Below are 12,398 nucleotides of genomic sequence, written 5' to 3' on the forward strand. Positions count from 1 at the left end.
TATCCTAGAAAAATAAAAAAGAAAAGAGAATAAAATTGGAAAAAATAATAAATACCTAAAAATGGAGTCGTTACTATTGGTGAAAAAAATCTTGATACGTATCTTTTGTACTCTATTCTGTTTTAATTTTTAGTTTAAACGTTTACTTTTTGTCAAAATAGGATAGTAATATGATAAAATCAATTCTTTTTTCTTTTTAAAGACCTTCTATTTTTGGTAAGATAACTCAACAATATATAGAATTATTCTAGCCAATAGTAACTTATTCCTTAAAAGCTTTATTTAATTCTATAGCAGTAACCAACTTAAAACTTAATTTATGAAAAAAATTATTTGCTTTTTACTGGTATTAATTTCTATACAGATAAAAGCGCAAGAAACAGAATTATTGACAAACTGGAAGTTTTCAAATTACGATTTTGGAAATGCAGAAGCTTTAGATTTTAATGATAAAAATTGGGAAAATGTTACGGTTCCACATGATTGGGCAGTACAGGAAGATTTTAATTTTTCTCATGATGTGCAATTAACTATGGTTGTACAGGATGGAGAAACAAAACCAAAATATAGAACAGGAAGAACAGGGGCGTTACCATATGTAGGCGTTGGTTGGTATAGAACTAATTATTCAGTTAGCGAAAAAGATTTAGAAGAAAAAGTTAGATTGCTTTTTGATGGAGCAATGAGTAATGCAAAAGTATATGTTAATGGTGCCTATGTAGGGCAAAGACCTTTTGGTTATATTTCTTTTTATTTTGATATCACTAAATTTTTGAAGCCTGGAAATAATACTATAGCAGTAAGGCTTGAAAATTTTAATAGTCAGTCTCGTTGGTATCCTGGAGCAGGACTATATAGAAAAGTATCTGTTATAAAAAGTAACAAAACGCATGTTAAAACTTGGGGGACTTTTATAACAACACCAGAAATTACAAAGAAAAAAGCAAAAGTTCATGTAGAGGTAGAAGTTTTAGGAACTGGTACATGTACTATAGTTAATGAAATTATTGCACCAGACGGTAGTATTGTAACTTCAAAAGAAAAAGAAGTTAGCATAAAAGGGGAAGAAAAATTTTCTGAGGATTTTATAGTTTCTAGACCTAAATTATGGGATATAAAAACTCCCAATTTATATAAACTAAAAACTACAATTCTAAAAGAAGGTAAAAAGTTAAGTAATTATGTATCTACTTTTGGAATAAGAACCATACGTTTTAATTTGGATGGGTTTTACTTAAACCATAAAAAAGTTAGATTTAAAGGGGTTAATATGCACCATGATTTTGGTCCTGTAGGTGCGGCTTTTCATAAAGAACTATTTATACGTCAAATGGTGAAGATGCAGGAAATGGGCGTTAACTCTATTCGTTTTTCTCATAATCCTCCAGCTCCTGAAGCGTTAGATGTATGCGATTCATTAGGTATTTTAGCAATAGATGAAGCTTTTGACGAGTGGAAAAAAGGTAAAGTTCTTAATGGGTATTCTAAGCATTTTGATTTATGGGCTAAAAAGGACTTAACCGATATGATTTTAAGAGACCGTAACCATCCAAGTATAATAATGTGGAGTATTGGTAACGAAATTATGGAGCAATATACACCTGGAGCAGAAGTTTGTAAATATCTAAATGCTATTGTAAAATCTATAGATACAACAAGGCCAACAACAGCAGGGTTTAATTATGTAGAAGGTAGTATAAAAAATGGATTAGCAACTACAGTAGATATAGCAGGCTTTAATTACAAACCTGGGATTTATCATAAAATAAGGGAGGAATATCCAAATTTAAAATTCTATGCAAGTGAAACAGGAGGAGCTTTAAGTACAAGAAATTCGTATAAATTCCCTGTTGTTTTTGATACTGTTCATAATAAAAGAGGAGCATCTGTAAATATTAAAATTTATAAAGATGGGCAGGCTGGTAATTATGAAAATACAAATGTTCCTTGGGGATACCCTTCTTACAAAGAATTTGCTTCACAGGAGTATAATGATTTTGTTTATGGAGAATTTGTTTGGACGGGTTATGATTATTTAGGAGAGCCTTCTCCATACCATGATGCAAAATCTAGAAGTTCTTATTTTGCTCCTGTAGATATGGTTGGTTTAGAAAAAGATAAATTTTATTTATACAAAAGCCAATGGAATAAAGAAGAAGAAGTATTGCACTTTTATCCTCATTGGACCTTACCTAATGCAATAGGAGAAAAAATTCCAGTAGTGTGTTATACAACCTATGCTAAAGCTGAATTGTTTGTGAATGGCAAAAGTTATGGCGTTAAAACTAAAGAAAAGCCTTTAGTGCCTGAATTTTTAGCAAATACTATTAAAAAAGAAACTTCGGGTGGGGCAACTATGTCCCAATTAAAAGCCTATGGAATAGTATGGGATTCTGTAGTGTATGAACCAGGTAAAGTAAAAGTAATAGCGTATAATAAAAAAGGAAAAAAAGTTGCTGAGGTTGTTAAAGAGACTTCTGGAGAACCATATGCAATAAAGATAGAAGAGGAACAAAAAAGCATAAAAGAAGGAGAAGTTGCCGTTTATGTTGTTTCTGTAATAGATAAAAAAGGAAATATTTGTTATACTTATAATAAGAATATGAAAATAAAAGTTAGTGGAGCAGCTAAATTTTTAGCCTCTGGTAATGGCGATCCAACAAACCTTCAAAACTTATCTAAGCCAGAAAGAAAGCTTTTTAATGGGCAAGCAGTTATTTATGTTCAATCAAATTCTAAAGGAAAAGTTATTGTTAAAACTAACTCAGGAGAATTAAAAGGGGTTAATGATGTGTTGATAGTGAGATAATTAAACAAAAAAATGAAATAAAAAAACCCAAGATTTAAATCTTGGGTTTTTTGTTTTTGTAGTAGCGAGAACGAGAGTTGAACTCGTGACCTCCGGGTTATGAATCCGACGCTCTAACCAACTGAGCTACCTCGCCAGGTTTTTTTAACGGCTGCAAATATATAGTTTAATTTTAATACCTTCAACTATAGTTGCAAAAAAAAATATTCTTCCTGTTTTATTTTTTTATCATTTATAAATATATATATTGGGCTATATTAAATTGTATAGAATGAGCGATAAAATAAAATATGAAATAGAATTTGTAATACAATCCTCACCACAACTATTATATCAATATTTATCTACACCTTCTGGTTTATCAGAGTGGTTTGCAGATAATGTGAATTCTAGAGGAGAATTGTTTGAGTTTATTTGGGATGGCGCAGAAGAAGAAGCAAAATTACTAAAAAAGAAAAATGATGATTTTGTAAGGTTTGCCTGGGTAGATAATGAAGATGATAGTTTCTTTGAGCTTAAAATAATTGTAGACGAAATAACAAAGGATGTTTCTTTATTTATTACAGATTTTGCAGAGGAAGACGAGCTAGATGAAGCAAAAATGTTATGGGAAAATCAAGTTTCAGATTTAAAGAGTATTTTGGGTTCTAAATAACCCTTTTCTAATATTAATAGTATCTTTGGCCTTAATTTATTAAGGCTTTTTTTATGGTTAATTTTAATGGTGAAATTATTGAGGATGACGTTCTTTTTCTTAATCAAGAAAATAGGGGACTTAGGTATGGCGATGCTCTTTTTGAAACCATTCGTTTAGTAAATAATGAGGTTCTCTTGTGGGAAGAACATTATTTAAGATTAATGGCTTCTATGCGTATTATTCGTATGGAAATACCAATGGAGTTTACGTTAGAGTATTTAGAAGAGCAAATAAAAAAGTTGGCTGTTCAAAATAAATGTAACGATCAGGCCAGAGTACGATTAACAATTTATAGAAATTCTGGAGGCCTATATTTACCAAAAACCAATACAGTATCTTTTGTTATTGAAACAAGCCCTTTAGATACTCCTTATTATATTCTAAATACTGAAAAATACGAAGTAGAGTTATTTAAAGATTTTTATGTGAATGCAGATATGCTTTCTAATTTAAAAACCAATAATAGGATTTTAAACGTAGTAGGGAGTGTTTTTGCAAAAGAGAATGATTATGATAACTGTTTGTTAATAAATAACTCTAAGAACGTTGTAGAGGGCTTAAATGGGAATGTTTTTCTTGTAAAAGGTAATATTATTAAAACACCACCATTACAGGATGGTTGTGTAAATGGTATTATTAGAAAACAACTTATAAGTATTCTTAAGAAATTAGAAGGGTATACCATAGAGGAGACATCTATTTCTACTTTTGAACTACAAAAAGCGGATGAATTATTTTTTACAAATTCTATTAAAGGAATTAAGCCGGTAACTAAATATCGCAAAAAACAATATACTACTGTTGTTGCAAAAGAATTAGTTGGGAAACTAAATGCAGTTATACGCTTGCAAAAAAGGGATTTAGTTTAAACCAGGATTTTCTGGAGCATTAGACCAGATAAGGTATTTGCCACCTAGTTCCACCATTTTTTCTTTCCAAAATGTTCCCGCAGATTTTTGTATAATTGAGCTTTGGTATTTGTTTTTTATTACAATCCAAGATTTAGAAGTAAGTTCTTGGTCTAATTGAAGAGAGGACCAACCTGAGTATCCTAAAAAGAACCTAATTTCGTTTTCAGTAATTAACTCTTTATTTATTAATTCTACTGCAATGTCAAAATCTCCACCCCAGAATATACCATCAGATATTTCGATGCTATTGGTAATTAAATGTGGTACTTTATGAATAAAATATAAGTTATCCTGTTCTACTGGGCCACCATTATATACTTGAAAAGGAAATTTTATTTCTTTAACCAAATCGTTAATATAATAATCTAAAGGTTTATTTAATATAAAACCAACAGAGCCTTCTTGGTTGTGCTCTGCTAATAAAACTACAGATCGGTTAAAAGATACATCTCCTGTTAAGGCAGGTTCTGCAATTAATAGTTTTCCTTTATTGGGTTTTATATCTATCATTATAACATCCTTACGTTATCTAAAATAAGGTATTTATAATAGAAACCAAAAACCTTTGGAATAAAAAAAGCGTTTCTAAGAATAGAAACGCTCTTTATATACTGTATTTTATACAGATTAGTTTACTGCTTTCCCTAAATCAGCTCCAGCTTTAAACTTTACAACATTTTTTGCTGCAATTTGGATAGTTTTTCCAGTAGAAGGGTTTCTTCCTTCTCTTGCATTTCTTTTAGATACAGACCAAGATCCGAATCCTACTAGAGAAACACGTCCACCACTTTTAAGAGATCCTTCAACATTTCCTAAGAAAGATTCTAAAGCTTTTTTTGCTGCTGCTTTTGTAATACCAGAGTCAGCTGCCATTGCATCGATTAATTCTGTTTTGTTCATAATATAATTAAATTAATTGTTAAAATAATTTCAATCCTCTAACAAATTTATATGGATTTCCGACGAACACAAGTAAAATCAAGGGAAATACCTTATTTTGTTGATAACTCAGGCGGTTTGTTAATAAAGTAGGGCATTTTTTACGCTTCTCGCAGCCCAATGGTAGTGGGACTTTACGCAAGATGAGCGTTTTTCTCTAATTTTAGCCCATTAAGAACATCGTTAGTTTTCATTTTTCGTTTTCCTGGTAATTGAATTTCTAAAAGATTAATGAATCCATTTTTTACAGCTACTTTAATTTCTTTTTTATTAAAAATTAGTTGTCCTAACTTATAAATATGTATTTCTTCTGTTTTAGAAATAGCATATATTTTTAAAAATATTTCTTCATTACCATTATATAAGGTTGTCCATGCTGCAGGATAAGGGCAAAGACCACGGATATGATTATAAATAGCATTTAACGGTAATTGCCAATCTACTTTACATGTTTCTTTATGAATTTTATAGGCAGACTTTAATTCTTTAGAATCCTTTTGTTTTTGTAGTGTAACTGTGTTGTTAGATATTGCAGTAATAGTCTTTATTACTAATGTAGCTCCAATAGCCATTAACTTGTCATGTAATGTTCCTGCGGTATCCTCCTGCGTTATAGTGGTTTCTTCTTGTAATATTATTTCTCCAGTATCTATTTTATCGTCTATAAAGAAAGTAGTAACTCCAGTTTTTGTTTCTCCATTAATTATAGCCCAATTTATTGGAGCAGCACCTCTATAGCTTGGTAATAATGATGCATGTAGATTAAAAGTGCCATATTCTGGCATTTGCCATACCACTTTTGGGAGCATTCTAAACGCAACTACGATTTGTAAATTAGCATTTAACTTTTTTAGTTCTTCTAAGAAAGTGGTGTCTTTAAGGTTGGTTGGTTGTATTATTGGGATATTTTGTTCTAAAGCATATTTTTTTACAGCTGAGGTGTTTAGTTTACGACCTCTGCCAGCAGGCCTATCTGGAGCCGTAATTACACCAACAACATTATATTTAGACGCTACTATTGCAGAAAGTGTTGCTACAGCAAAGTCTGGGGTACCCATAAAGAGTATTCTTATATCTTTCATTTTTAGCTTATTTCGTATTCGTTTTTAGAATTTATTTTTAAATATCCTTTTTCTAATAATTGTTGTAAGGTATATATTAGGTTTGTTTCTGAATAGGGTAGTAGCTGTATAATTTCTCTAGAAGAAAAACTTTTAGAGTGTATTAATTGTAATATCTCTTTTGAAATTTTTTTAAAGTCAGGCTTTGTATTATTCGCAATGCAAACATCGCATATACCACAATCTTCATTTTTGTCTTCTCCAAAATATTTTAGTAAAAGTTTACTTCTACATAAAGCATCATTATTAATAAAAGAGAGCATATCTTTTATTTGGTTTTTTTTAATGGTGTTCCTTTCTACTACTTTATTAGCAAATCTATTAATGGTATGGTCGTCTTCTCTTGGTATTAAATAAGTTATTTCTAAATCGCTATGTTTTCCTTGGTAGGTTATTATTTCTTCTTTTTCTAATTGTTTTAGGATAGAAATAATTAATACTTCTTTTTGCCCTGTTTTTTTAGCAAGAAGGTAGGTGTCTATTTTTGTTTCAAATTCAAAAATACCTCCATAAGTTCTTAATATTACTTGCGTAATTAACGCAATAGATTCATTTTTTTCTAAGTAATTTAAGAGTTGTTCTTTTGAGGTAATAAATTTTATAGTCGTTTTTATATCGTACGCTTCTGATAAGGATATAACCGAATTCTGGTCTAAAACTTTCAACGAGTTATAAGCTAATAAAGGGTTTAAGGAGTATCTAGAACAAAATTCATTAAAGTTTAATTGTTGTTTTATAGTGTGCCCTTCTCCATAAGAAATTTGAAAAAAGTTGCTTAATTTCCTATAAATAACTTTTAAGGTTTTTACATCTGGTAAAACACTTAGAAATTGTTTTTTTAACCTTTCTTCATCTGTTTTGTTGGTAATAAGCACTACTTCAGAAAATTGATTGTCTCTACCAGCTCTACCAGCTTCTTGAAAGTAATTTTCTATACAATCTGGTATTTGGTAGTGTACCACTAAACGCACATCTGGTTTGTCTATACCCATACCAAAGGCATTAGTAGCAACCATAATATTTGTTTTATTGGCTAACCAAGAGTCTAACTTTTTTTCTTTTTCTTTTTTAGAAAGTCCGCCATGGAAAAAAGTTGCGCTAAGATTATTTTGATTTAAAAAATTTGAAATCTCAATGGTGTTTTTTCTATTTCTTACATATACGATACCGCTTTTTTCTTCTCCACTAAATAGTTGTTTCAGACGTCCTTTTTTGTTTTCGTCCCAGAGTACTTTATACGCAAGATTACTTCTGTAAAAAGAGTCTTTAATAAAAAGAGAGTCCTTATAATCTAAGTTAGTTTCAATGTCTTTTACTACTTGTTGTGTAGCAGTTGCTGTTAAAGCAATCATTGGAATGTTAGGAGCTAATGTTTTTAGGTTAGAACATTCTAAATATGCAGGTCTAAAATCATGTCCCCATTGCGATATGCAATGTGCTTCATCTATAACTAGAAGGTTAACATTCATTTGTTGTATTCTTGTAGCAACAATTTCTTGTTTTAAACGCTCAGGAGATAGGTATAGGAACTTATAATTGCCATAAATACAATTATCTAGTAAATTATTTATTTCGTTAAAAGGAATGCCACCTGTGAGTGCAATAGCTTTTATGCCTTTTTTTTGTAAACTGTTTACTTGGTTTTGTATTAATGCTACTAAAGGAGATACTACAATACAAATACCGTCTAAAGCTAATGCGGGCAACTGAAAACATAAGGATTTTCCTCCGCCAGTTGGTAATAAAGCAAGAACATCTTTACCGTTTAATACGGCATTAATTATTTTCTCTTGCGACCCTCTAAAGGTTGTGAAACCCCAATATTTTTCAAGAAGATCTTTAGGGTTAGTTAGCACTATCTATTTTCTTTTTTATAAAGGAAACTCTATCTGCAATAGTTCCTGTTGGGACAGTTATGGTAGTATAACCAAAACTAGTATATGTTTTTTCTAAATGATTATGAATTTCAACAGCTTCTTCAAAATTTTCTAGTCGTTCATTATCCGAAACATAGATTTCTTTCCAAGGCGGTAAAATAAAAATTTGATCGTACTTATAATCCTCACAAGTACTTATGTAATCCTCAGGATATTTTTGTTTAAAATAGTCCATATAAGCTAATACATCTGGAACTCCTCTGTCAAAAAAAAGTATATTCTCTTTACGACTGTTCGCATCTATAAATTGCTTGTACCTGCCTTTAAAAAGCATATCATTAAAAGCATTTGGGTCTTTTACAAAAGCTAAGGGGTTAGATGCTAAAGAGCTTTCATCTAATTCTTTTTTAGCTTCTAAAGTCATAGTTCTTATTATTTCATGAAAACAATAAAAACCTTCATTTTCTAAAGTGTTTATTACAGAGGTTTTGCCTGTTCCTGGGCCACCAGTAATTACTATTTTTTTTGGACTCAAACTTTAAAATTTAGAGAAACAAAAGTAAGGAAACCTAAAGGATAAAAAAATTAGTAAGTAACTACTATCTTTGTGTAAAAAGAAATAAAAATGGATACAGAAAAATCCGAAGAGTTTTATAAAAAACTAATTGAGCAATTGTATGATACATCAAAATGGCCTTCTACCTATTTGTATAAATTTATAGTACTTAGTGAGAAAGAAAAGATAGATGCTATAAATGCTATTTTTGATAATACAGGAGCGGTTATTGAGTCTAAAAAATCTAAAAATGGAAAATATACCAGTCTTTCTATCACAGTAACTCTAAAAAATCCGGAAGCTGTTGTAGCTAAATATAAAGAGGTAACACAGATAGAGGGTGTAATATCCTTGTAAAATAATAATATATAGTATAATTTTCTTATTTTGCAGTCGTTATAAAAATACTTCACTTTTATACTTATAAAAGCCTAAAACTTTTAATTTGAATTTAATAGAAAACTTAGAGTACAATACAGAACGCCCTCATTTAATAATACCGGAGTATGGTCGTCATTTTCAGAAAATGGTAGATCATGCGGTATCTATAGAAGATCGTGAGGAAAGAAATAAAATTGCAAAGTCTATCATAGATGTAATGGGCAATTTGCAACCACATTTAAGAGATGTGCCAGATTTTCAACACAAGTTATGGGATCAATTATTTATTATGTCTGATTTTAAATTAGATGTAGACTCACCTTTTCCTATTACCTCCAAAGAGGTTTTAAAGCAAAGACCAGAAGCATTAGAGTATCCTCAGAATTTTCCAAAGTATCGTTTTTACGGAAACAATATTAAACGTATGATTGATGTTGCAGTAGAATGGGAAAAAGGAGATATGCGTGAAGGTTTAGAGTTTGCGATAGCAAACCATATGAAAAAGTGCTACCTAAACTGGAATAAAGACACTGTAGATGATAAAGCTATTTTTAAGCATTTGCATGAGTTGAGTGATGGTAAAATTGATTTAAAAACAGAAGAAGTTACTTTAACAGATAGCGGTCAGTTTTTAAAAAATAGAGTTGCTAAAACTCCTAGAAATAATAATTCAGGAAAAAAATATTCAAAAAATAATAATCGCGGAAAAAAACGCTATTAAACTTCTTCGTACAACTACATGGGAACATTTAAGATTGAAGGTGGGCATGCCTTATCTGGTGAAATAACACCTCAAGGTGCAAAAAATGAAGCCTTACAAATACTTTGTGCAGTATTATTAACTTCAGAAAAGGTGACAATAAATAACATTCCAGATATTGTGGATGTTAATAAACTTATTGCATTATTAGAAGATTTGGGTGTAAAAATCCAAAAAAGAGGTAAGGGAACTTACATTTTTAAAGCAGATGATGTTAATTTAGAATATTTACAATCAGACCAATTTAAACAAGATGGTAGAGGACTTAGAGGTTCTATAATGCTTGTTGGCCCTTTGTTAGCACGTTTTGGAAAAGGGTACATTCCTAAACCAGGTGGTGATAAAATTGGCCGTAGAAGATTAGATACTCATTTTGAAGGATTCATTAATCTTGGTGCAAAATTTAGATATAATAAAGAAGAACATTTTTATGGTGTAGAAGCTAAAAAGCTCAAAGGAACATACATGTTACTAGATGAAGCTTCAGTTACCGGAACTGCTAATATTGTAATGGCAGCTGTTTTAGCAGAAGGTGAAACCACTATTTATAATGCCGCTTGTGAACCTTATTTACAGCAGCTTTGTAAAATGCTAGTGCGTATGGGAGCAAAAATATCTGGAATAGGTTCTAATATGCTTATTATCCAAGGGGTAGATTCTCTTGGTGGTACAGAGCATACCATGTTGCCAGATATGATTGAAATTGGTAGTTGGATTGGTCTTGCTGCAATGACAAAAAGTGAGCTTACAATAAAAAACGTAAGTTGGAAAGATTTAGGGCAAATACCTACTACGTTTAGAAAGCTTGGTATTACTGTAGAAAAGAAAGGTGATGATATTTATATTCCTTCTCATAAGGATGGTTATGAAATTCAGAATTATATAGATGGCTCTATATTAACTATTGCAGATGCACCTTGGCCAGGGCTTACACCAGATATTTTAAGTATTATTTTGGTAGTAGCATCACAGGCAAGGGGAGAAGTGCTTATTCATCAAAAAATGTTTGAAAGCAGATTATTCTTTGTAGATAAGCTAATAGACATGGGCGCTAAAATTATTCTTTGTGACCCGCATAGAGCAACTGTTATGGGGCACGATTTTAAATCTAGTTTAAAAGCAACAACTATGACTTCTCCGGATATTAGAGCTGGTGTTTCTTTATTAATTGCAGCATTATCTGCAAAAGGAGAATCTACCATTCATAATATTGAGCAAATAGATCGTGGATACGAAAATATAGACGAGCGTTTACGAGCAATTGGAGCTAAAATTGTGAGAGTGTAAGGTGCCTTATAAATTATAGAATATAAAAGCAATTCAAATGAGTTGCTTTTTTTTTAATCTATTTTTCAATTAAAGTTCCGTCTGGGTATTTGGCAAATCTTCCCTTTTCTTTTGGATGTACGTTATCCGCGTATTGCCATGGCCAGCCCCCAAATTGAGTAAGACCATATTCTTTCATAGTATCTCTTATTTCTGCCTCTGTATTCATTACAAAAGGGCCATGTTTTGCTACAGGTTCTTTAATAGGTTTTCCTTGTAATAGTAATATATGTGCTTTTTCTTTGCCTACTTTTATAGTTGTCTCTGTATTAGAAATTAAATCTATACCATGATTTGGAGTAATAGTTTTGTCCTCTATAAGAATAGCATCTCCATCATAAAAATATAGCGTTCTGGTTATATCATTTTTAGAGGCAGGTAAACTAAAACTTGTATTAGGTTCTAAATGTAGTGTCCATATAGCTACTTCATTTTCAGGATTTGCAGCCCATGAATTAGGAGCAGGGTTGCATGCATTTACATTGTTATAAGTTCCGGCAATTACTTTAATAGTGGCAGAAGTATTTTTTATTATAGGAATATCTTCATTCCATAACATTGCAAAATGCGGTGCTACAAATTTATCTTTTTTAGCTAGATTTAACCATATTTGGAAAAACTCTAAAGGGTTTTCTTCTTCGGTATTTAATAAAGGAAACATTTCGGAATGTTGTACACCAGCTCCGGCAGTCATCCATTGTGCATCTCCGTTGCCAAACCTACCAGCAGCACCTAAAGAGTCTGAATGATCGCAAAAACCTTTGTTTGCTATAGAAATGGTTTCAAAACCTCTATGTGGGTGTGAAGGAAACCCTGGAATAGTTTTTCCATGATACATTCGCCAACCATCTTTAATGGTAAAATCATTCCCTAAATTTCTGCCTTTTAAAGATGTTGCAGGTCCCATTTCTTCATTGCCTTTAGGATACAAATCATAATGATATGCACAAAAAAGAAAAGGGTCTTGTGTTTGCCAAGGAAAACCAAGTGGAAAAATGTTTTTTATAGTATTACTCATTTT

Annotated in this window: 12 protein-coding genes and 1 tRNA gene; 6 read left to right on the plus strand and 7 right to left on the minus strand. The window is 31.1% G+C overall.

Annotated elements, in window-relative coordinates; all coding sequences use genetic code 11:
- Positions 1-319 precede the first annotated feature (319 nt).
- Complete coding sequence (locus Q0820_RS04445; protein ID WP_298485504.1) at positions 320-2,809, plus strand: glycoside hydrolase family 2 TIM barrel-domain containing protein; 2,490 nt, start codon at positions 320-322, stop codon at positions 2,807-2,809.
- A 62-nt stretch (positions 2,810-2,871) separates the two neighbouring features.
- Here Q0820_RS04445 and Q0820_RS04450 read toward each other — a convergent pair.
- Positions 2,872-2,945: transfer RNA gene (locus Q0820_RS04450), tRNA-Met, on the minus strand.
- Between the two features lie 135 nt (positions 2,946-3,080).
- Here Q0820_RS04450 and Q0820_RS04455 point away from each other — a divergent pair.
- Complete coding sequence (locus Q0820_RS04455) at positions 3,081-3,464, plus strand: START-like domain-containing protein (RefSeq protein WP_121065899.1); 384 nt, start codon at positions 3,081-3,083, stop codon at positions 3,462-3,464.
- 53 nt (positions 3,465-3,517) lie between these two features.
- On the plus strand, positions 3,518-4,375 hold the full coding sequence (locus Q0820_RS04460; RefSeq protein WP_298485509.1) for an aminotransferase class IV: 858 nt from the start codon (positions 3,518-3,520) through the stop codon (positions 4,373-4,375).
- On the opposite strand, the gene Q0820_RS04465 is transcribed toward Q0820_RS04460, so the two are convergent.
- The 5 genes from Q0820_RS04465 to Q0820_RS04485 all read right to left on the minus strand — a co-directional run bounded on the left by Q0820_RS04465 (position 4,367) and on the right by Q0820_RS04485 (position 8,889).
- Entirely contained in the window at positions 4,367-4,927 is a 561-nt protein-coding gene (locus Q0820_RS04465) for a YqgE/AlgH family protein (RefSeq protein WP_298485511.1), read from the minus strand. The two genes, Q0820_RS04460 and Q0820_RS04465, sit on opposite strands and share 9 nt — an antisense overlap.
- 117 nt (positions 4,928-5,044) lie before the next feature.
- Complete coding sequence (locus tag Q0820_RS04470) at positions 5,045-5,317, minus strand: HU family DNA-binding protein (protein WP_121065908.1); 273 nt, start codon at positions 5,315-5,317, stop codon at positions 5,045-5,047.
- Between the two features lie 173 nt (positions 5,318-5,490).
- On the minus strand, positions 5,491-6,438 hold the full coding sequence (fmt, locus tag Q0820_RS04475) for a methionyl-tRNA formyltransferase (protein WP_298485513.1): 948 nt from the start codon (positions 6,436-6,438) through the stop codon (positions 5,491-5,493).
- A 2-nt stretch (positions 6,439-6,440) separates the two neighbouring features.
- Entirely contained in the window at positions 6,441-8,333 is a 1,893-nt protein-coding gene (locus Q0820_RS04480) for an ATP-dependent DNA helicase RecQ (protein ID WP_298485514.1), read from the minus strand.
- Positions 8,323-8,889, minus strand: coding sequence for an ATP-binding protein (locus tag Q0820_RS04485; protein ID WP_298485516.1), 567 nt, complete (start codon positions 8,887-8,889; stop codon positions 8,323-8,325). The genes Q0820_RS04480 and Q0820_RS04485 overlap by 11 nt, the downstream gene beginning before the upstream one ends.
- 90 nt (positions 8,890-8,979) lie before the next feature.
- Between Q0820_RS04485 and Q0820_RS04490 the strand changes: the two genes are divergently transcribed.
- From Q0820_RS04490 to murA, 3 genes are all read left to right on the plus strand, one after another.
- Positions 8,980-9,267 (plus strand): DUF493 family protein, encoded by a 288-nt coding sequence (locus Q0820_RS04490; RefSeq protein WP_298485518.1) that lies wholly within the window; start codon positions 8,980-8,982, stop codon positions 9,265-9,267.
- A gap of 88 nt (positions 9,268-9,355) precedes the next feature.
- Positions 9,356-10,012: a DUF4290 domain-containing protein gene (locus Q0820_RS04495; protein ID WP_298485520.1), complete on the plus strand. Its 657-nt coding sequence runs from the start codon at positions 9,356-9,358 to the stop codon at positions 10,010-10,012.
- A gap of 18 nt (positions 10,013-10,030) precedes the next feature.
- Positions 10,031-11,338: a UDP-N-acetylglucosamine 1-carboxyvinyltransferase gene (murA, locus tag Q0820_RS04500; RefSeq protein ID WP_298485522.1), complete on the plus strand. Its 1,308-nt coding sequence runs from the start codon at positions 10,031-10,033 to the stop codon at positions 11,336-11,338.
- A gap of 58 nt (positions 11,339-11,396) precedes the next feature.
- Here the strand turns inward: murA and Q0820_RS04505 are convergent, their stop codons facing one another.
- Positions 11,397-12,395: a pirin family protein gene (locus Q0820_RS04505; protein WP_298485523.1), complete on the minus strand. Its 999-nt coding sequence runs from the start codon at positions 12,393-12,395 to the stop codon at positions 11,397-11,399.
- Positions 12,396-12,398: the final 3 nt, after the last annotated feature.

This window comes from uncultured Maribacter sp., assembly GCF_947495965.1.
Taxonomy (GTDB): Bacteria; Bacteroidota; Bacteroidia; order Flavobacteriales; family Flavobacteriaceae; genus Maribacter_B.